General features: G+C 59.7%; 16 protein-coding genes. 14 read left to right on the top strand and 2 right to left on the bottom strand.

The window, feature by feature from the left end; all coding sequences use genetic code 11:
* The first annotated feature begins 7 nt into the window (after positions 1 to 7).
* From ACM6I5_RS14095 to ACM6I5_RS14150, 12 genes are all read left to right on the top strand, one after another.
* Complete coding sequence (locus tag ACM6I5_RS14095; RefSeq protein ID WP_017340804.1) at positions 8 to 1,444, top strand: sigma-54-dependent transcriptional regulator; 1,437 nt, start codon at positions 8 to 10, stop codon at positions 1,442 to 1,444.
* Between the two features lie 691 nt (positions 1,445 to 2,135).
* The gene (locus tag ACM6I5_RS14100) at positions 2,136 to 3,539 is read left to right on the top strand and encodes a polynucleotide adenylyltransferase PcnB (protein WP_414884094.1); all 1,404 of its coding nucleotides are present in this window, start codon (positions 2,136 to 2,138) and stop codon (positions 3,537 to 3,539) included.
* A 2-nt stretch (positions 3,540 to 3,541) separates the two neighbouring features.
* A complete protein-coding gene (gene folK, locus ACM6I5_RS14105) occupies positions 3,542 to 4,027 on the top strand; it encodes a 2-amino-4-hydroxy-6-hydroxymethyldihydropteridine diphosphokinase (RefSeq protein WP_017340806.1) in 486 nt (161 codons plus the stop codon).
* A 354-nt stretch (positions 4,028 to 4,381) separates the two neighbouring features.
* Positions 4,382 to 5,182: a 3-methyl-2-oxobutanoate hydroxymethyltransferase gene (gene panB / locus ACM6I5_RS14110; RefSeq protein ID WP_017340807.1), complete on the top strand. Its 801-nt coding sequence runs from the start codon at positions 4,382 to 4,384 to the stop codon at positions 5,180 to 5,182.
* Positions 5,179 to 6,039: a pantoate--beta-alanine ligase gene (panC, locus tag ACM6I5_RS14115; protein WP_017340808.1), complete on the top strand. Its 861-nt coding sequence runs from the start codon at positions 5,179 to 5,181 to the stop codon at positions 6,037 to 6,039. The genes panB and panC overlap by 4 nt, the downstream gene beginning before the upstream one ends.
* A 129-nt stretch (positions 6,040 to 6,168) precedes the next feature.
* Entirely contained in the window at positions 6,169 to 6,549 is a 381-nt protein-coding gene (gene panD / locus ACM6I5_RS14120; protein WP_003228271.1) for an aspartate 1-decarboxylase, read from the top strand.
* Positions 6,550 to 6,767: 218 nt separating this feature from the next.
* Entirely contained in the window at positions 6,768 to 8,432 is a 1,665-nt protein-coding gene (pgi, locus tag ACM6I5_RS14125; protein WP_414884095.1) for a glucose-6-phosphate isomerase, read from the top strand.
* 196 nt (positions 8,433 to 8,628) lie between these two features.
* The gene (gene acs, locus ACM6I5_RS14130; protein WP_017340810.1) at positions 8,629 to 10,566 is read left to right on the top strand and encodes an acetate--CoA ligase; all 1,938 of its coding nucleotides are present in this window, start codon (positions 8,629 to 8,631) and stop codon (positions 10,564 to 10,566) included.
* Between the two features lie 50 nt (positions 10,567 to 10,616).
* Positions 10,617 to 11,489 (top strand): oxygenase MpaB family protein, encoded by an 873-nt coding sequence (locus ACM6I5_RS14135; protein ID WP_414884096.1) that lies wholly within the window; start codon positions 10,617 to 10,619, stop codon positions 11,487 to 11,489.
* A 180-nt stretch (positions 11,490 to 11,669) separates the two neighbouring features.
* The gene (locus ACM6I5_RS14140) at positions 11,670 to 12,686 is read left to right on the top strand and encodes a class I SAM-dependent rRNA methyltransferase (protein WP_017340812.1); all 1,017 of its coding nucleotides are present in this window, start codon (positions 11,670 to 11,672) and stop codon (positions 12,684 to 12,686) included.
* Positions 12,687 to 12,779: 93 nt separating this feature from the next.
* The gene (locus ACM6I5_RS14145; RefSeq protein WP_414884097.1) at positions 12,780 to 15,731 is read left to right on the top strand and encodes a DUF748 domain-containing protein; all 2,952 of its coding nucleotides are present in this window, start codon (positions 12,780 to 12,782) and stop codon (positions 15,729 to 15,731) included.
* Positions 15,731 to 16,027, top strand: coding sequence for a DUF2845 domain-containing protein (locus ACM6I5_RS14150; RefSeq protein WP_017340814.1), 297 nt, complete (start codon positions 15,731 to 15,733; stop codon positions 16,025 to 16,027). The genes ACM6I5_RS14145 and ACM6I5_RS14150 overlap by 1 nt, the downstream gene beginning before the upstream one ends.
* 236 nt (positions 16,028 to 16,263) lie before the next feature.
* On the opposite strand, the gene ACM6I5_RS14155 is transcribed toward ACM6I5_RS14150, so the two are convergent.
* Positions 16,264 to 16,620, bottom strand: coding sequence for a BON domain-containing protein (locus ACM6I5_RS14155; RefSeq protein WP_017340815.1), 357 nt, complete (start codon positions 16,618 to 16,620; stop codon positions 16,264 to 16,266).
* A 306-nt stretch (positions 16,621 to 16,926) separates the two neighbouring features.
* Positions 16,927 to 17,337, bottom strand: coding sequence for a pilin (locus tag ACM6I5_RS14160; protein WP_414884098.1), 411 nt, complete (start codon positions 17,335 to 17,337; stop codon positions 16,927 to 16,929).
* 225 nt (positions 17,338 to 17,562) lie between these two features.
* On the opposite strand from ACM6I5_RS14160, the gene pilB reads away from it, so the two are divergent.
* Positions 17,563 to 19,263, top strand: a complete 1,701-nt coding sequence (pilB, locus tag ACM6I5_RS14165) for a type IV-A pilus assembly ATPase PilB (protein WP_017340817.1) — start codon at positions 17,563 to 17,565, stop codon at positions 19,261 to 19,263.
* 2 nt (positions 19,264 to 19,265) lie between these two features.
* Complete coding sequence (locus ACM6I5_RS14170; RefSeq protein WP_017340818.1) at positions 19,266 to 20,483, top strand: type II secretion system F family protein; 1,218 nt, start codon at positions 19,266 to 19,268, stop codon at positions 20,481 to 20,483.

Below are 20,483 nucleotides of genomic sequence, written 5' to 3' on the forward strand. Positions count from 1 at the left end.
CGAATCAATGCCGCACATTTTGATCGTCGAAGACGAAACAATTATCCGCTCCGCCTTGCGCCGCCTGCTGGAACGTAACCAGTACCAGGTCAGCGAAGCCGGTTCAGTGCAGGAAGCACAAGAACGCTTCACCATTCCCACGTTCGACCTGATCGTCAGTGACCTGCGCCTGCCTGGCGCACCGGGCACCGAGTTGATCAAACTCGGCCAGGGCACTCCGGTGCTGATCATGACCAGTTACGCCAGCCTGCGCTCGGCGGTCGACTCAATGAAGATGGGCGCGGTGGATTACATCGCCAAGCCTTTCGACCACGACGAAATGCTCCAGGCCGTCGCTCGCATCTTGCGTGACCGGCAATCGGTGCCGGCCAGCGGTGAACCTGCCGTCGGCAAAGCCGCCAATGGCGCGGCGAAACCGGGCATCGACAACAGCAACGGCGAAATCGGCATCATCGGCTCGTGCCCGCCGATGCAGGATCTGTACAGCAAGATCCGCAAAGTGGCACCGACCGACTCCAATGTCCTGATCCAGGGCGAGTCCGGCACCGGTAAGGAACTGGTGGCGCGCGCCCTGCACAACCTGTCCAAACGCGCCAAGGCACCGATGATTTCGGTGAACTGCGCGGCCATTCCGGAAAGCCTGATCGAGTCCGAACTGTTCGGTCACGAAAAAGGCGCGTTCACCGGCGCCAGCGCCGGACGTGCCGGCCTGGTGGAAGCGGCGGACGGCGGCACCTTGTTCCTCGATGAAATCGGCGAACTGCCATTGGAAGCCCAGGCTCGCCTGCTGCGCGTGTTGCAGGAAGGCGAAATTCGCCGGGTGGGCTCGGTGCAGTCGCAGAAAGTCGATGTGCGTTTGATCGCCGCGACTCACCGCGACCTCAAGAGCCTGGCCAAGATCGGTCAGTTCCGTGAAGACTTGTATTACCGCCTCCACGTGATCGCCCTGAAACTGCCGGCACTGCGCGAGCGTGGCGCCGACGTCAACGAAATCGCCAATGCTTTCCTGGCGCGGCAGAGCGCGCGGGTCAACCGCACCGACCTGAAATTCGCCGCGGACGCCGAGCAGGCGATTCGTCACTACTCCTGGCCGGGCAACGTGCGCGAATTGGAAAACGCGGTCGAGCGTGCGGTCATCCTGTGCGAGAGCCCGGAAATTTCCGCCGAGCTGCTGGGCATCGACATCGAGCTGAGCGGCCTGGAAGACGACGAGTTCATCGGCCTGCCCCCGCAACAGGGCAACGGCGCCGGCAACAACAATCATGAGCCGACCGAAGACCTGTCGCTGGAAGATTACTTCCAGCACTTCGTTCTCGAGCATCAGGACCACATGACCGAAACCGAGCTGGCACGCAAACTCGGGGTCAGCCGTAAATGTCTGTGGGAACGTCGCCAGCGCCTGGGTATCCCGCGGCGCAAGACCGGGGTGGCCAGCGAGAGCTGAGCGGGTAACACATGACTTTGTGAAAAAACTGTTACCTCAGCTTTTTCACGTAACAGAAGCCGGGGCTTACGGTAACGAAGCCCCGGTTTTTTTGGGCCTCGAAAAACCTGCTCAGGTGACGTAACCCCTTGTTTTGCTGGGCCTCACAAAAGTTGGCACGCACCCTGCTATATGTTTGGTACAACAACAATAACAAGCAATGCACAAGACAATAAAAATAAGACGAATCGACTCACGCACAATAAAAACAAGACGGCGAGAGGCGCAGCTAACTGATTCTTTTGGAGAGGCGTTGTATTTGGGGCTTGCCCCACGACCAGGCCGAGAACAACAAAAACTGTCCTGAGACAGAGCCTGAACTGGTTGGATCGCAAGATCACTGCAGCACAGCGACCAAAGCAATCCGTTTGCTCTTGGCTCCCGATTGGGAGGGTCATGAAGGAAAACTTCATGACGCGGGCACTCAACAAAAACAAGAAGCCCGAAACCAATAACAAAAATAGAACATGCAACTACTTCTTGGGGAGCTTCGGCTCCCCTTGTAGTTTCTGCTGTTTACCCCCCGTGCCAGGCATGCCCTTCAAGCGCTTGCGCAGCTTCCTACACCATCCCCCGACTAAATGCTAGAATCCCCGCCCATCATGCGGTCATTCTTCGTTATGGCCGAACATTCCTTCAAACAGTGCATCCCATGCTGAAGAAGCTGTTCCAGTCATTCCGTTCTCCCAAGCGTCATACGCAACACATCCGCAGCACGCCTGAAGTGCTTAACAGCGGCCAACATTCGCTGCAAAAGGCGCAATTCAGCCGTTATGCGGTGAATATCGTCGAACGCCTGCAGAACGCCGGTTACCAGGCTTATCTGGTCGGCGGCTGTGTGCGTGACATGATGCTCGGCATCACGCCAAAAGATTTCGACGTTGCCACCAGCGCTACCCCTGAACAGGTTCGCGCCGAATTCCGCAATGCGCGGATCATCGGTCGTCGCTTCAAACTGGTGCATATCCACTTTGGTCGCGAAATCATCGAAGTCGCAACCTTCCGCGCCAATCACCCGCAAAACGACGAAGAGGAAGACAGCAACCAGTCTTCCCGCAACGAGAGCGGGCGCATCCTGCGCGACAACGTCTACGGCACGCTGGAAGAAGACGCGCAACGCCGCGACTTCACCATCAACGCCCTGTATTACGATCCGGTCAGCGAACGTATTCTCGATTACGCCAACGGCGTACACGACATCCGCAATCACCTGATCCGCCTGATCGGTGACCCGAAGCAACGCTACCAGGAAGACCCGGTACGGATGCTGCGGGCCGTGCGTTTCGCCGCGAAACTGAATTTCGGTATCGAAAAACACAGCGCCGTGCCGATCCGCGATCTGGCGCCGATGCTGCGCGAGATCCCGTCGGCCCGCCTGTTCGAAGAAGTGCTCAAGCTGTTCCTCTCCGGCCACGCCGCGGACACCTTCGAGATGCTGGTCGACTTGCAGTTGTTCGATCCGCTGTTCCCGGCCAGTGCCGAGGCGCTGGAATACAACCCGACGTACACCCACACCCTGATCAGCGAAGCGCTGATCAACACCGACCTGCGGATCAAGCAGAACAAACCGGTGACCCCGGCGTTCCTGTTTGCAGCCCTGCTCTGGCCTGCCCTGCCGGCTCGCGTGTTGCGCTTGCAGGAACGTGGCATGCCGCCGATCCCGGCGATGCAGGAAGCGGCGCATGAGTTGATTGCCGAACAGTGCCAGCGGATCGCGATTCCAAAACGCTTCACCATGCCGATCCGCGAAATCTGGGACATGCAGGAACGCCTGCCACGCCGCAGCGGCAAACGCGCCGATCTGTTGCTGGACAATCCGCGATTCCGCGCCGGTTACGACTTCCTGCTGCTGCGTGAAAGCGCCGGCGAGCAGACCGATGGCCTGGGCGAATGGTGGACCGATTATCAGGACGCCAACGACAGTGAGCGTCGCGACATGATCCGCGACCTCAGCGGCAAGGACGACGGCGCCAGCGGTGCGCCGCGCAAACGTCGCCGCAGCGGCGGTGCCAAGCGCAAACGCGCGGCTGGCGCTCCGAGCGCTACGGGCGAGTAAGCATGGAACGCATCTACATCGGCATGGGCAGCAACCTGGCTGACCCCGCCGAACAATTGCGCAGCGCCGTCGAGGCGCTGGCGCAATTGCCGCAGACCGAACTGGTCGGGGTTTCAGCGTTTTATCAGAGCGACTCGCTGCTACCCGGCCAACCGCGTTACACCAACGCGGTCGCCGCGCTCGATAGCACGCTCGCACCGCTGGACCTGCTCGACGCGCTGCAAGCCATCGAAAACGGACAGGGCCGCGAACGCCTGGAACGCTGGGGGCCGCGCACGCTGGATCTCGATATTCTGCTGTTCGGCGATCGACTGATCGATGAACCGCGCCTCAAGGTGCCTCACTACCATATGCAGGAACGCGCGTTCGTTCTGTATCCGCTGGCCGAGTTGGCGCCGGCGGATTTGCGTTTGGCGGATGGGCGCAGCCTGAGTGAATTGCTCGCAGCCTGCCCGTTCGTCGGGCTGGAACGCCTCCCTCAAAGTTGACACAAAACCACTGTGGGAGCGGGCTTGCTCGCGAAGGCGGTGTGTCATTCAGTATTGATGCCGACTGATCCACCGCCTTCGCGAGCAAGCCCGCTTGTGTCGTGCATAAGATCTGCGGCTGCTGAATCGCATCAGTTACTCCGGTAACACCCCACGCGTAACAACGCGGTAACACACGCAATTGACTTCCCGAGTTCTCCTCACGACTATAGGCGTCCCGCTGCCGCCAACGCGGCATTGAAGGGCGCAATCCAGGCCTTAAAAGCACGACAACAGACCGTGCGCCTGTATTTAACGAAGAATCACGCGCGTTACTCGCAGTAGTTTCCACAGCGCCTGAATGAGGAACTTTTCATGCCAGCCATCACCCTGACCACTCTGCAAGGTCTCAAGCAAAAAGGTGAAAAAATCACCATGCTGACCTGCTATGACGCGACCTTCGCCCACGCCTGCAATGAGGCTGGCGTCGAAGTGCTGCTGGTGGGCGACTCCCTCGGCATGGTGCTCCAGGGTCACGACAGCACCCTGCCGGTGACCACCGCCGAGATGGCTTACCACGTCGCCGCCGTCAAACGCGGTAACACTGACGCGTTGATCCTCGCCGACCTGCCCTTCATGGCCTATGCCACCCTCGAACAAACCATGACCAACAGCGCCCTGTTGATGCAGGCCGGTGCGCACATGGTCAAGGTCGAAGGCGCGCTGTGGCTGGCAGACTCGATCCGTCTGCTGGCCGAGCGCGGTATCCCGGTGTGCGCACACATGGGGCTGACACCGCAGTCGGTGAACATTCTGGGCGGTTACAAAGTCCAGGGCCGTAACGAGAACCAGGCACGGCAGATGCGCGCCGACGCCATCGCCCTGGAACAGGCCGGTGCCGCCATGCTGCTGCTCGAATGCGTACCGAGCGAACTGGCTCAGGAAATTACCCAGGCAGTGGGGATACCGGTGATCGGCATCGGCGCCGGCAGCGGTACCGACGGCCAGGTCCTGGTGCTGCACGACATGCTCGGTCTGTCGATTACGGGCCGAGTGCCGAAATTCGTGAAAAACTTCATGAACGGCCAACCCAGCATTCAAGCGGCCCTGAACGCTTACGTCACTGACGTCAAAGCGGCGACTTTCCCTGGTATCGAACACGGATTCTCTGCATGAACACCGTTAAAACCGTACGCGAACTGCGGGCCGCCGTGGCCCGTGCCCGCAGCGAAGGCAAGCGCATTGCCTTCGTGCCGACCATGGGCAACCTGCACAGCGGTCATATCGCACTGATTACCAAAGCCAGCCAACGGGCGGATTTCGTGGTCGCGAGCATTTTCGTCAACCCACTGCAGTTCGGTGCCGGCGAAGACCTCGACAAGTACCCCCGCACCCTCGCGGCAGACCAGGAAAAGTTGCTCCAGGCCGGTTGCCACTTGCTGTTCGCGCCGACAGTCGAAGAAATGTACCCCGATGGCATGGCTGGCCAGACTCGCGTCAGTGTTCCGCAACTGTCCGAAGGCTTGTGCGGCGCCAGCCGTCCGGGGCATTTCGAAGGTGTGGCGACGGTGGTCAGCAAGCTGTTCAACATGGTTCAACCGGACCTGGCGATCTTCGGTCAGAAAGACTTCCAGCAACTGGCGGTGATTCGCGCGCTGGTGCATGACCTGAACATGCCGATCCAGATCATCGGCGAGCCGACGGTCCGTGCGGCCGACGGCCTGGCACTGTCATCGCGCAATGGGTTCCTCAGCGAAGAACAGCGGGCGGTTGCGCCGGTGGTGTATCGCACGCTGGCCTCGATTGCCGAAGCCATCAAACAAGGTGATCGCGATTATCCGGCGCTGATCGCGGCACAACAGCAGCAGCTCGAAGCCGCGGGCCTGCGTACCGATTACCTGGAAATCCGTCATGCGCTGACCTTGCGTCCGGCGACGACGGAAGATCGGGATCTGGTGATTCTGGTGGCGGCGTTCCTCGGCACCACACGGTTGATCGACAACCTGCACCTGAACCTCGACGCCACCGCATAAAACACCACAAATCCTTAGGAGCCGGCTTGCTGGCTCCTGCAGAGGGCTGCTCCCTTGCGCCCTGTATTGCTGCCCACAATGCCTTCGGGCAAACTGCCCGCCGTTCGATTCCGACCTGGGGAAACACTCATGCACGCCATCATGCTCAAGGCCAAGCTGCATCGCGCCGAAGTCACCCACGCAGTTCTTGATTACGAAGGTTCCTGCGCCATCGACGGCGAATGGCTGGACTTGTCCGGCATCCGTGAATACGAACAGATCCAGATCTACAACGTCGACAACGGCGAACGCTTCACCACTTATGCGATTCGTGGCGAAGAAGGCTCGCGCATGATTTCGGTTAACGGTGCCGCGGCGCACAAGGCCAAGGTCGGCGACCGTGTGATCATCTGCGCTTACGCTCACTACAGCGAAGCCGAGCTGCTCAACTTCAAGCCGCGCATGCTTTACATGGCGCCGGGTAACGAGTTGAGCCACACCAGCAATGCCATTCCGGTTCAGGTTGCCTGACCGAACCTTCTCTTCCGTTTGTCGGACCGTTCCCCACTTTATGTATAAAAAAGTACCGGGAACGGGTCAGACAAAGTCAAGACAGATCGCAGCGCGAGGTTTACTGTATTCGCCCTGCGCCATGAAATCGTGTCGACGCAGTTGACCGGACGCCCTCACAGCGCTCCGGGATTTTTAGTGTTCAAAAGGCCGTTCAAGTAAAAAGGAAACCCGCAGCGATGGCGTACTACCGCACTCCTCACGACGTGACCGCTCTGCCCGCCTGGCAAGCGCTGAATGACCACCGCCAAGCCATGCAGGATTTCAGCATGCGCGAAGCCTTTAATGCCGACCCGCAGCGTTTTACTCAATTCACCCTCAGCAGCTGCGGCCTGTTTCTCGACTACTCGAAGAACCTGATCAACGCCGAAACCCGCGATCTGCTGGTGGGCCTGGCCAACGAAGTCGACCTCAAGGGCGCGATCAAAGCGCTGTTCGACGGCGAGATCGTCAACTCCTCCGAAGGCCGTCCGGCCCTGCACACCGCGCTGCGTCGTCCAGTGGGTGAAAAGCTGTCGGTCAATGGCGTCAACGTGATGCCCGAAGTACACAAGGTGTTGAACAAGATTACCGACCTCGTGGGCCGTATCCACGACGGCCTGTGGCGCGGTTACACCGAGAAGCCGATCACCGACGTGGTGAACATCGGCATCGGTGGCTCGTTCCTCGGCCCCGAGCTGGTCTCAGAAGCGCTGCTGTCCTACGCCCAGAAAGGCGTGCGCTGTCATTACCTGGCGAACATCGACGGCAGTGAACTCCATGAGCTGACCATGAAGCTGCGTGCCGAGACCACGCTGTTTATCGTTTCGTCGAAATCCTTCAACACCCTCGAAACCCTGAAGAATGCCCAGGCCGCTCGCGCCTGGTACCTGGCTCAGGGCGGTTCGGAAGCCGAGCTGTATCGTCACTTCATCGCCGTTTCCAGCAACAACGCGGCGGCTGTGGCGTTCGGTATCCGCGAAGAAAACATCTTCCCGATGTGGGACTGGGTCGGCGGTCGCTACTCGCTGTGGTCGGCCATCGGATTGCCGATTGCCCTGGCCATCGGCATGTCGAACTTCAAGGAACTGCTGTCCGGTGCCTACACCATGGACCAGCATTTCCAGAGCGCGCCGTTCGAACAGAACATGCCGGTGCTGCTGGCCTTGCTCGGCGTCTGGTACGGCAACTTCTGGGGCGCGCAAAGTCACGCGATCCTGCCGTACGACCACTACCTGCGTAATATCACCAAACACTTGCAACAGCTGGACATGGAATCCAACGGCAAGAGCGTGCGTCAGGACGGCACGCCGGTGTCCACCGACACTGGCCCCGTCATCTGGGGCGGCGTGGGTTGCAACGGCCAACACGCGTATCACCAGTTGCTGCACCAGGGCACCCAACTGATTCCGGCCGACTTCATCGTGCCGATCGTCAGCTTCAACCCGGTCTCCGATCATCACCAATGGCTGTACGCCAACTGCCTGTCGCAAAGCCAGGCACTGATGCTCGGCAAGACCCGCGCCGAAGCAGAAGCCGAACTGCGTGAGAAGGGCATGGCCGAAGCGGACGTGCAGAAACTCGCGCCGCACAAGGTGATCCCGGGCAACCGTCCGAGCAACACGCTGGTGGTCGAACGCATCAGCCCGCGTCGTCTTGGCGCACTGGTGGCGATGTACGAACACAAGGTTTTCGTGCAAAGCGTGGTCTGGGGCATCAACGCCTTCGACCAGTGGGGCGTGGAATTGGGCAAAGAGCTGGGCAAAGGCGTCTACAACCGCCTGGTCGGCAGCGAAGAAACCCCGGCTGACGATGCGTCCACCCAAGGGCTGATCAACTACTTCCGCGGTCGTCACCGCGGGTGATTTGACAGTTCACTGCATTACCCTGTGGGAGCGAGCCTGCTCGCGATAGCGGTATGTCATTCAACGATGATGTTGGCTGACCCACCGCTATCGCGAGCAGGCTCGCTCCCACAGTTGTTTAGCACACGGCTTGAACCCTTCGGTCACTCGGCGCATCTTTATTACTTGTTTACCAAAACAAGAATAAGGAACCGTCATGTTCGATATCAGCACGTTCCCCAAAGCCGATGCCGTCCGCCGGGCCGCACAACTCAGTCAAGACGACTACAAGCGCCTGTACCGCCAATCCATCGAACACCCCAGCGAATTCTGGGCCGAGCAGGCTTCACGCTTTCTCGACTGGAGCAAACCCTGGGATACCGTCCAGCGCTATAACCTGAAAACCGGTGAAGCCAGCTGGTTTGCCGGTGCAAAGTTAAATGTCAGTTACAACTGCATTGACCGGCACCTGGAAAAACGCGGCGATCAGGTCGCAATCATCTGGGAAGGCGACGACCCCGCCGAGTCCGCCCAGATCACCTACAAAAAACTGCACCACAACGTCTGCCGCCTGGCCAACGTGCTCAAAAGCCGTGGCGTGAAGAAAGGCGACCGCGTGTGCATCTACATGCCGATGATCCCCGAAGCCGCCTACGCCATGCTCGCCTGCACGCGGATCGGTGCGGTGCATTCGGTGGTGTTTGGCGGGTTCTCCCCCGATTCTGTGCGTGACCGGATTCTCGATGCCGACTGCCGCACCGTGATCACCGCCGATGAAGGCGTGCGCGGCGGCAAATTCGTACCGCTCAAAGACAAGGTCGACAAGGCGCTGCAGAGTTGTCCGAATGTCAGCACCGTGATCGTGGTCGAGCGTACTCAGGGTGAAGTGAACTGGGTCGAAGGCCGCGACCTCTGGTATCACCAGGCTCTGCGCGATGTCAGCGACGATTGCCCGCCAGAACCGATGGACGCCGAGGACCCGCTGTTCATTCTTTACACCTCCGGCAGCACGGGCAAACCCAAAGGTGTGCTGCACACTACCGGCGGCTATCTGCTGCAAGCGGCGATGACCTTCAAATACGTGCTCGACTACCGCGACGACGAAGTCTTCTGGTGCACCGCCGATGTCGGCTGGGTCACCGGCCACAGTTACATCGTCTACGGGCCGCTGGCCAACGGCGCGACCACGCTGATCTTCGAAGGCGTACCCAGTTATCCAAGCAGTTCACGTTTCTGGCAGGTGATCGATAAACACCACGTCAACATCTTCTACACCGCCCCCACCGCCCTGCGCTCGCTGATGCGCGAAGGCCCCGAACCGTTGAAGGAAACGTCTCGCGCCAGCCTCAGATTACTCGGCAGCGTCGGTGAGCCGATCAACCCGGAAGCGTGGGACTGGTATTTCAATGTCGTCGGCGAACAGCGTTGCCCGATCGTCGATACCTGGTGGCAGACCGAGACCGGCGGCATCATGCTCAGCCCGCTGGTCAGCGCGCAGCGGATCAAACCCGGCTGCGCCACGCAACCGATGTTCGGCGTGCAACCGGTGCTGCTCGATGAAGTGGGCAAGGAAATCAAAGGCGCCGGCAGCGGTGTGCTGGCGATCAAATCCAGCTGGCCGGCACAGATCCGCAGCGTCTACGGCGACCCGCAACGGATGGTCGATACCTACTTCAAACCCTATCCCGGTTACTACTTCACCGGCGACGGCGCTCGCCGCGACGAGGACGGCGATTACTGGATTACCGGGCGTATCGACGACGTGATCAACGTTTCCGGTCACCGCATCGGCACCGCCGAAGTCGAAAGTGCCCTGGTGCTGCACGACAGCATCGCCGAGGCTGCCGTGGTCGGTTACCCTCACGACATTAAAGGCCAGGGCATCTATGCGTTTGTCACGCCCATGAACGGCACCGACCCCACCGACGAACTGAAGAAAGAACTGCTGGCCCACGTCAGCAAGGAGATCGGCAGCTTCGCCAAACCGGACCTGATCCAGTGGGCACCGGCCTTGCCGAAAACCCGTTCGGGCAAGATCATGCGGCGGATTCTGCGCAAGATCGCCTGCAACGAGCTCGACAGTCTGGGAGACACGTCGACCCTGGCCGATCCAAGTGTGGTTCAGGACCTGGTCGATAAACGCCTGAACCAATAAGCCCAGCGCGGCCAGCAATGGCCGCGTTTCATTTTCGCCACTGAGTCGCCATGGAATTCATCCGCAGCCGCATCGAAACCCAGGTCATGAGCCTCACCGGTCTGTCCCTCGGCAAGCTCGACCTGGAAAATCCCAAGGGCGACCCCGGCCTGTTCGGTCCCGATTCGGTGAGTTGGCAGGTTCACGGCGACTTCAGCAGCATGCTCATTGGCGGTATCAGCGCGCTGATGCTGCAAGCCCTGCACCCATTGGCGCTGGCCGGGGTCTGGGACCATTCGAATTTTCGCGAGGACATGCTCGGTCGCTTGCGCCGTACAGGGCAGTTTATTTCCGGCACCACGTTCGGTTCCCGCCGGGATGCGGACTGGCTGATCGAGAAAGTGCGCACCATCCACCTTCAAGTGACCGGCACCGCGCCGGATGGTCGGCCATACGCCGCGAGTGATCCCGATCTGCTGACGTGGGTGCATGTGGCCGAGGTCAGCAACTTCCTCGCGGCGCATTTGCGTTACCGCAATCCGCACCTGTCTGCGGCCGATCAGGTCCGTTACTACGACGAAATCGCTCTGGTCGCCGAACGGCTCGGTGCTCGTGACGTGCCCCGTTCGCGACAGGAAATAGCCGATTACCTTGAGCGCATTCGCCCGCAACTGCTGTGCGACGATCGCAGTCGCGAGGTGTTGCGACGGTTGTTGAACGCCCCGGCCCCCAGCCGTCTGGCCAAGCCGTTCGGCGGATTGATGATGCAGGCCGGTATCGACCTGCTGCCGGATTGGGCCAGTGACATGCTGGGCGTCCGCCAGAGTCCGCTGCAACGCACGCTGATCCGCGCCAGCGTCAACCGCAGCGCGCCGATGCTGCGCTGGGCAGTGCGTAATGGCTCGGTGCATCGGGCGAAGCGGCGGATGGGGTTGCCGACCTGAACTCCGGCCCTTGTGGCGAGGGGGCTTGCCCCCGTTCCACTGGCAAGATTTCGGAAACGCTCGAGATTTTGGGGCCGCTTCGCAGCCCAGCGGGCGCAAGCTCCCGCGCCACAGGCAATCCCCCTTGCCACAGTGTTAAACTCCCGCGCCAAATTCCCTCCCTCCTGCAAGGCGCTCAGCATGTCTTCCTTGAATCAGGCGCTGCGCGCCGCCCTCGATCATCGCCAGGACCTGCTTGCCGAACTGCATCAGCAAGGCACCGATTGCTATCGCCTGTTCCATGGCAGCCAGGAAGGCGCCGGCGGCCTGACCATCGACCGCTACGGCCCGCAACTGTTGGTACAGAGCTTTCACCAGGCCCTGGAGCGCGATGACCTGCTGCAACTGCACGAGGCGATCAATCAACACCTGGGCTTCGAAACCCTGCTGGTCTACAACGACCGCTCCCGGGGCAACTCGCGCATCGACCGCGAAGACACCGTTTACCGCGCCGACGAAGCCGCCCTGCAAGACCTGGTCGGCCACGAATGGGGCCTGAACTACCGGGTCCGCGGCCGTCACGCCGGTCAGGACCCGCTGCTGTTCCTCGACCTGCGCAACACCCGCGGCTGGGTCAAGGAACACAGCAAGCACAAAAGCGTGCTCAACCTGTTTGCCTACACCTGCGGCGTCGGCCTGAGCGCTGCGGCCGGTGGCGCGAGCGAAGTGTGCAACCTGGATTTCGCCGAAGGCAATCTGGCGGTTGGCCGCGAAAACGGTCTGCTCAATCCGCAGTTGCCGACCATGCAGTTCATCCAGTCCGATTACTTCCCGGCCATTCGCCAGCTCGCCGGCCTGCCCATCAGCCAGCGCCGCGGGCAAAAATTGCCGAGCTATCAACGCCTGGAACAACGTCAATACGACCTGGTGTTGCTGGACCCTCCGGCCTGGGCCAAGAGCGCTTTCGGCACCGTCGACCTGCTGCGCGACTACCAGAGCCTGCTCAAACCGGCGCTGCTGACCACCGCCGACAATGGCGTGCTGATCTGCTGCAACAACCTGGCAAAAGTCAGCATGGACGACTGGCGCGAACAGGTTTTGCGTTGCGCCGAGAAAGCCGGGAGGCCGGTGCGCGAGTGGACGGTGATGAAACCGGGCGGCGATTTCCCGTCCATGGATCAACAGCCACCGCTGAAAACCCTGATCCTGCAACTCTGAATCCCAAAGAAAATTTCAGATAAATCCTATAACGCAGGGTGGCTTCGGAACCGGATTCGCGTGCCATACTCCAACGCACTCCGATTCAGACAGATGAAGCCACACATGCCCAAAGGATTGATCCGCGCTATCGGCGCCCTGTTGACTGCTCTGGCCCTCTACAGCCTGCTGGGGTTTCTGATTTTGCCGGGCATCGCATTGCGGGTTGCCAACCAGCAACTGGCCAACTACGCCACGACGCCCGCCACGATTCAGCGAATCGAACTCAACCCCTTCAGCCTTGAAGTCACCCTGTGGGGCCTGATCATCGGAGAGCCGGGCAAGGAACAGATCGGCTTCGAACGCCTGTACGCCAACCTGCAGATCGACAGCCTCTGGACCAAGGCGCTGCATCTGTCGGATATCGAGCTGGACAAACCCAAGACCGAAATCCTCTTTGGCAAGGACGGCAAGCTCAATCTGCTCGGTCTGTTCAACATCCCCGCCAGCGAACCGACCCCGGCCGACCCGGACGCCAAACCTTTTCCGCTGCGCATAGAGCGGATCAAACTGGCGGACGGTGTCGTGCACTTCAAGGACGATCGCCCCAGCGAAGCCATCGAGTTCCTCTACGACAAACTCGATTTCGAGCTGAACAACCTCAGCACCCTGCCCGAAGACAGCGCCGACATGACCCTTGTGGCCATCGGCCCGAACGGTGGGCAACTCGACTGGACCGGCAATTTCAGCCTGATCCCGATCGCCTCCGAAGGTAAGCTGAAAATCACCGACGGCCAGATGAAAGCCTTTTGGCCTTATGTGCGCGACGCGCTGCCGCTGGTGCTGGAAAACGGCGTGCTGAACCTGAGCACCGACTACAAGCTCAACTTGTCCAAGGAAACCGAACTGCTGCTGAGCAACGTAGCGGTCAGCGTCGCGCCTTTCGCCATCAATGCCCCGGACGGTCGACCGCTGGCGAAACTCGCGCGACTGGACATCACCGACACCACCGTGGACCTGGCCAAACAGCAAGTCGTGGTCGGCAAGATTCGCAGCAATAAACTGGAAACCTGGGCGGCGCTCGAAGCGGACGGCCAACTCGACTGGCAGAAACTGTTCGCCAGCCAACCGTCCAAAGAAGCGACCAAGGCCAAAGCCGAGCCCGTAAGCACGCCGGCGGCCGCCGACTCGCCGAAAGCACCTGCCGCGCCGAGCAAGCCTTGGCAGGTAGTGCTCAAGGACGTGCAACTGCGCGATTACCAGGTGCACCTGGCTGATCGGAAAGCGCAACCCGCCGTGACGCTGGACCTGACCCCGCTGAACCTGGACCTGCAGAATTTCGACAGCCTCAATGGCTCGCCCTTTACCCTCAAGCTCGACACCGGCGTGGGCAAGCAAGGCAAGATCACCGCCGATGGCGAGGTCAATCTGGCCCCCGTCAGCGCCAGGCTCAACGTGCAGACCAAGGACATCGACCTGCGGGTTGCGCAGTCCTACATCAACCCGTTCATTCGCCTCGAACTGCGCAGCGGCATGCTTGGCAGCGACCTGGCAGTCAACCTGAAAAGCACCGAGCCGTTGGCGCTCAGCGTGACAGGACGCGCGCAAATCGATCAGTTGCACACCCTCGACACCCTGAAAACCCGCGACTTCCTCAAGTGGCAGCAGGTGGTGGTCGAAGGCTTGAATTATCAGCACGGCGACAGCCTGTCGATCGACCGGATCAACCTGTTCCAGCCCTATGTGCGCTTCATGATCAACGATGACCGCACCACCAACGTCGATGACCTGCTGATCCCGCAACCGCCCGACTCCGGGGCCAAAACGGCCGCCGCCAAACCCGCCGCCAGCAAGGACAAACCGCTGGGCATTCACATTGGCGGGGTTGCCATCAATGACGGCTCGGCCAACTTTGCCGACTTCAGTCTGACCCCGAACTTCGCCACCGCCGTGCAACAGCTCAACGGCCAGATCGGCACCATCGACAGCCGTCAGGCGAAACCGGCGACCGTGGACATCAAAGGCAAGGTCGATCGCTACGCACCGGTGACCATCAAGGGCTCGGTCAATCCGTTCGACCCAATGGCCAGCCTCGACATCGCTACCAGTTTCAAACGCGTCGAGCTGACCACGCTGACGCCCTACTCCGGCAAGTTCGCCGGCTACCGTATCCGTAAGGGCCGGCTCAATCTCGACCTGCATTACCTGATCACCAAAGGTCAGCTCAAGGCTGAAAACAAAGTGGTGGTCGAGCAGTTGCAGCTCGGTGAAAAGGTCGACAGCCCGGACGCCGTCAGCCTGCCGTTGAAACTGGCGATTGCCCTGCTCAAGGACGTCGACGGCAAGATTTCCATCGAACTGCCGGTCACCGGCGACCTCAACAATCCACAATTCAGCGTCATGCCGATTGTCTGGCAGACCCTGCGCAACCTGATCGTCAAGGCCGCCGCCGCGCCGTTCAAAATGATCGGCGGACTGGTCAGTGGCGGTGGCTCGGAAGACCTGGGCACGGTGTCGTTCGCACCAGGTTCCAGCGACCTGAGCAAGGAGGCCGAGGGCTCGTTGGTCAAACTGTCCCAGGCCCTCAAGGAACGTCCGGCGTTGCGCCTGGAAATCGAAGGCACCGCTGCCGCCAGCAGTGATGGTCCGCCGATCGCCGAGCAACGCCTGGAGCGGGAATACCAGTACAACTACTACAAAATGCTCCAGCGTCGCGGCGACAAGGTGCCGGCGCAGGCTTCGCTGCTGCAAGTACCGGACAGCGAGAAAGGCCCGCTGCTGGAAGGCATCTACCGCACTCGCCTGAAAACCCAGCCACCCGCCGAATGGAAGGATCTGGGCAAGGAAGAACGCACCGCGAAAATGCGCGCGGACGTGATCAAGTTCTGGAGTACCAGCGACGTGCTGTTGCGCCAACTGGGCCAGGACCGTGCCAGCAGCATCAAGGATTATCTGGTCGACAAGGGACAGTTGGCCGACGACCGCGTGTATTTCATCGACGCCAGCCTCGGCGAAGCGGAAAGTGACGGCAAGGTGGTGACACCACTGCATCTGGACGCCGAGTGATGATCAGACAATTGCTGTTCGGCCTGACCCTGGCACTCGCGGCCAGTCAGGCTTCGGCCGCCGATACCCTGCGTTGCGGCAGTCAGTTGGTCAGCGTCGGGGACAGGTCCAGCGAGGTGCTGCAGAAGTGCGGTGAGCCGGTCAGCCGCGATCTGTTGGGCTACAAGCGCAGTGCCAATCGCCGGGAAGAATTCCAGGTCGAGGAATGGACCTACGGACCCAGCGGCGGGATGTACCAGTATCTGCGGTTTGAAGGGAATCGGTTGAAGCAGATCACCAGCAAGCGCGGTAACTGAAGAGCAAAAGATCGCAGCCTTCGGCAGCGCCTACAGGGAATGTGGATCTCTGTAGGCGCTGTCGAAGGCAGCGATCTTTTTTTGTGCGCCCACAATAGAACAGGCCCCGAACACGAATGTCCGGGGCCTGTAATGGCCACATCCTTGTGGCCGTCGCATGAACTCTCAAGTCGCGGCGGACGTATGACTCGGCCCGTCTACCGCGTCTTCTCCCGGTCCAGGCGAGAAGTCTTGCCTTACTCGGCTTTCAGGCCGTCAGCGGAGACCGCTTTGACGCCTTTGATTTTCTTGGTGATGGCCACAGCAGTGGCTTTCTGAGCGTCAGTCACCGCGACGGTAGACGACAGGGAAACAACACCTTTGTTGGTTTCAACCTTGATGTCGGTACCAGGAATGCCTTTTTCGGTCACCAGGTCAGCTTTGACTTTGGTGGTGATCCAGGTGTCAGAGGTTGCTTCTTTGGCTTCTGTCACTTCACCAGCAGCCAGCACCATTGGGGACTGGGTAGCCTGGGTGGTTTGAGCAAATGCAGCGTTGGCCATGGTCAGGGTCAGCGCGGTAGCAGTAGCGGCAGCGATAGCGAACTTCTTCATACGAGTAACTCCTGTTTTTTCATAAAGTCTGCTGCATGTCTTGTCAGCAGGGTTACTGGGTATATTGCGAACGCTGTGCCAAGTTTGAGACAGATAAAAAATCGTTATAAATCAATGGTATATATAAATGTGAAATTTTCGGAATCATGCAAATTGCATGACTTTGAAAATATGTACATGCAAGTTGCGGGTTTTGGCGTGGGCCTAAGGCCATGAATTCTCGGGGTTTTCTTTTTTTCCTTTGGGCTATCAAAAAAAATGCCCCGTTTTTAACGGGGCATATTTCAAGCGAGGCAGAACAGGCTCTTAGTTAGCAACACATCCGCCTGGGGCATAGTCGGCATCGACCTTGGTCGTACACGCCCAGCCGGTTGTCGGGTCGCGGGTCAGCGTAATGGTCTTGCTAAGAACTGGCGCTGGCGCATTAAGAATCGTGCAACCGATAGTACCTTTGCCGTCAGAGGCTGTACCCGAAGCAGTGATCGTGCAATTGGTGGTAGGCGACGTGCCACCCACTTTGGCCAAATCCGGATTGAGCCCCTGATTCAGCACATCTTCAAAATTCACTTTTAAAGCAGAAATCTCAGCAAGCCCGGCCGTAACTTTGGCCCGGGCCTGATATTTCGAATAAGCCGGCAACGCAAATGTCGCCAGAATCCCGATGATCGCCACCACGATCAGCAGTTCGATCAGCGTAAAACCTTTTTGAGTATTCATAGACAAGCTCCATGCATGAGTCGACATCTCATGATCTGAATTAGCCGCAGCACAGCCCGTGCCAATCCGTTAATCCCCTGTTAACGGGGCGCGAGAACAACGCGGCGCTTTTGTCTGCACCCAAGGTCCGCACTAACTGACACTTTTTGTCACCAGAGCAGCGCTGGTTTGGCTCCTTGGGTTGACTAGGCTATAAGTCATGAACTGTCTGCGTCCGGTATCCCAATGAATGACATCGCCCTTAGCGGTCTGGCCAAGCAATTGGTCATGGCCGAACTGCTCACTGACAAAAGCGCGCAACAGGCGTATCAGCAAGCCCAACGCCAGAAACTCTCCCTGGTCAGTTATCTGGTGCAGAACAAACTGGTGAAAAGCCGTCAGATCGCCGAGATCGCCTCCGAGCATTTCGGCATGGCGCTGCTGGACCTCCACTGCCTGGACAAAGAGTCCCAACCCAAAGGGCTGGTCAGCGAAAAACTGCTTCGCCAGCACAACGCCCTGCCCCTCTGGCGGCGCGGCAACAAGTTGTTCGTCGGCGTTTCCGACCCGACCAATTACCAGGCCATCAACGATATCCAGTTCAGCACCGGGCTGAACACCGAAGCCATCCTGGTGGAGGACGACAAGCTCAGCGACGCCATCGAGAAATTTTTCGACAGCCACAATTCCGGCCTCGAAGACATGGCCGACGTCGACCTCGATGGCGTCGACATCGAGTCGATCGACGACCGCAACCAGGACGCCATCGCCGGGCAAGACGCCGACGACGCGCCGGTGGTGCGCTTTGTCCACAAGATGTTGCTCGACGCAATCAAGAGCGGCTCATCCGACCTGCACTTCGAACCCTACGAGAAAACCTACCGCGTGCGGATGCGCACCGACGGCATGTTGCGTGAAGTCGCCAAGCCACCGATTCAACTGGCCAACCGCATCGCCGCGCGCCTGAAAGTCATGGCCAGCCTCGACATCTCCGAGCGACGCAAACCCCAGGACGGGCGGATCAAGATGCGCCTGTCCAAGAGCAAGTCCATCGACTTCCGGGTCAATACCCTGCCGACCCTGTGGGGCGAGAAAGTGGTGATCCGGATCCTCGACCCGTCCAGCGCCCAAATGGGCATCGACGCCCTCGGCTACGAGCCGGACCAGAAAGACCTGTACATGGCCGCACTGAAGCAGCCACAAGGGATGATCCTGGTGACCGGGCCTACCGGTTCGGGCAAGACCGTGTCGCTCTATACCGGGCTGAATATCCTCAACACCGTGGACATCAATATCTCCACCGCCGAAGATCCGGTAGAGATCAACATGGAAGGCATCAACCAGGTCAACGTCAACCCCAAGCAGGGGCTGGGCTTTGCCCAGGCGCTGCGTTCGTTTTTGCGCCAGGACCCGGACGTGATCATGGTCGGCGAGATCCGTGACCTGGAAACCGCGGAGATCGCCATCAAGGCCGCCCAGACCGGTCACCTGGTGCTGTCGACCCTGCACACCAACAGCGCCGCGGAAACCCTGACCCGCCTGCACAACATGGGCATTCAGGGGTTCAACATCGCCACCTCGGTCAGTCTGATCATCGCCCAGCGCCTTGCGCGCAAACTGTGCAGCCATTGCAAGAGACCCATCGATATTCCCCGCGAGGCGTTGATCAAGGAAGGCTTCCCCGAGGAACGCATTGGCTCGTTCACGATCTATGAACCGGTCGGTTGCGACCAGTGCAACGTTGGCTACAAGGGGCGCGTGGGAATTTATGAAGTGGTGAAGAACACACCGGACCTGCAACGGCTGATCATGGCCGAAGGCAATTCGCTGGAAATCGATATCCAGATGCGCAAAGACGGCTTCAACGACCTGCGTACTTCCGGGCTGATCAAGGCCATGCAAGGCATCACCAGCCTTGAAGAAATCAACCGGGTCACCAAGGACTGAACATGGCAGTCAAAGCAGCGAAAATCAGCGTTTACGCCTGGGAAGGCACGGATAAAAAAGGCACGAAAATGACCGGCGAACTCAGCGGTCAGAACCCGGCGCTGATCAAGGCGCAATTGCGCAAGCAAGGCATCAATCCCGGCAAGGTGCGCAAGAAGTCCGCCGCGATTTTCAGCCTCGGCCAACGCATCAAGGCGCATGACATTGCCCTGTTCACCCGGCAGATGGCGACCATGATGAAAGCCGGGGTGCCGCTGTTGCAGTCGTTCGACATCATCGGCGAAGGCTTCGATAACCCGGCCATGCGCAAACTGGTGGACGACGTGAAACAGGAGGTCGCGGCGGGCAACAGTTTCGCCGCTGCCCTGCGTAAAAAACCGCAGTATTTCGATGAGCTCTACTGCAACCTGGTGGATGCCGGCGAACAGGCCGGCGCGCTGGACACCCTGTTGGAGCGCGTCGCGACCTACAAGGAAAAGAGCGAAAGCCTCAAGGCCAAGATCAAGAAAGCCATGACGTATCCCCTGGCCGTGGTGTTCGTCGCGATCATCGTCACCGGCATTCTGCTGGTCAAGGTGGTGCCGCAATTCGAGTCGGTGTTCAAAGGATTAGGTGCGCAATTGCCGGCGTTCACGGTGATGGTCATCGGTCTGTCGCAGTTCATGCAGGATTGGTGGTGGGTGATGCTGGGGGCTTTGATTGCTGCGATATTCGGTGCGCGCCACGCCTTCAGGACATCACAAGGCTTTCGCGACCGGACCGACACCTGGCTGTTGAAACTGCCGCTGATTGGCACGCTGATGTACAAGTCCGCCGTGGCCCGTTACGCCCGCACACTGTCGACCACCTTTGCCGCTGGCGTGCCGCTGGTCGAGGCGCTGGAATCGGTGGCGGGCGCGACCGGCAACATCGTGTTCAAGCGTGCGGTGCTGCGCATCAAGCAGGATGTGTCGACAGGGATGCAGCTGAATTTCTCCATGCGCACCTCCGGCATCTTTCCGAACATGGCGATCCAGATGACCGCCATTGGCGAAGAGTCCGGCGCACTGGATGACATGCTCGACAAGGTCGCGAGTTTCTATGAGGCCGAAGTCGACAACATGGTCGATAACCTCACCAGTCTGATGGAGCCGTTCATCATGGTGGTGCTGGGGGTTATCGTCGGCGGCCTGGTGATTGCAATGTACCTGCCCATTTTCCAACTCGGCAATGCGATCTGA

It is taken from the genome of Pseudomonas sp. IT-P171 (genome assembly GCF_949767765.1).
Taxonomy (GTDB): domain Bacteria; phylum Pseudomonadota; class Gammaproteobacteria; order Pseudomonadales; family Pseudomonadaceae; genus Aquipseudomonas; species Aquipseudomonas fluorescens_B.

Coding starts and splice junctions, on each gene's coding strand:
- ACM6I5_RS14140 (WP_017340812.1), top strand. CDS start 11,670: ATGTCTTCCTTGAATCAGGCGCTGCGCGCCGCCCTCGATCATCGCCAG.
- panC (WP_017340808.1), top strand. CDS start 5,179: ATGAACACCGTTAAAACCGTACGCGAACTGCGGGCCGCCGTGGCCCGT.
- ACM6I5_RS14100 (WP_414884094.1), top strand. CDS start 2,136: ATGCTGAAGAAGCTGTTCCAGTCATTCCGTTCTCCCAAGCGTCATACG.
- ACM6I5_RS14170 (WP_017340818.1), top strand. CDS start 19,266: ATGGCAGTCAAAGCAGCGAAAATCAGCGTTTACGCCTGGGAAGGCACG.
- panB (WP_017340807.1), top strand. CDS start 4,382: ATGCCAGCCATCACCCTGACCACTCTGCAAGGTCTCAAGCAAAAAGGT.
- ACM6I5_RS14095 (WP_017340804.1), top strand. CDS start 8: ATGCCGCACATTTTGATCGTCGAAGACGAAACAATTATCCGCTCCGCC.
- ACM6I5_RS14145 (WP_414884097.1), top strand. CDS start 12,780: ATGAAGCCACACATGCCCAAAGGATTGATCCGCGCTATCGGCGCCCTG.
- folK (WP_017340806.1), top strand. CDS start 3,542: ATGGAACGCATCTACATCGGCATGGGCAGCAACCTGGCTGACCCCGCC.
- pilB (WP_017340817.1), top strand. CDS start 17,563: ATGAATGACATCGCCCTTAGCGGTCTGGCCAAGCAATTGGTCATGGCC.
- pgi (WP_414884095.1), top strand. CDS start 6,768: ATGGCGTACTACCGCACTCCTCACGACGTGACCGCTCTGCCCGCCTGG.
- panD (WP_003228271.1), top strand. CDS start 6,169: ATGCACGCCATCATGCTCAAGGCCAAGCTGCATCGCGCCGAAGTCACC.
- ACM6I5_RS14135 (WP_414884096.1), top strand. CDS start 10,617: ATGGAATTCATCCGCAGCCGCATCGAAACCCAGGTCATGAGCCTCACC.
- acs (WP_017340810.1), top strand. CDS start 8,629: ATGTTCGATATCAGCACGTTCCCCAAAGCCGATGCCGTCCGCCGGGCC.
- ACM6I5_RS14150 (WP_017340814.1), top strand. CDS start 15,731: ATGATCAGACAATTGCTGTTCGGCCTGACCCTGGCACTCGCGGCCAGT.
- ACM6I5_RS14160 (WP_414884098.1), bottom strand. CDS start 17,337: ATGAATACTCAAAAAGGTTTTACGCTGATCGAACTGCTGATCGTGGTG.
- ACM6I5_RS14155 (WP_017340815.1), bottom strand. CDS start 16,620: ATGAAGAAGTTCGCTATCGCTGCCGCTACTGCTACCGCGCTGACCCTG.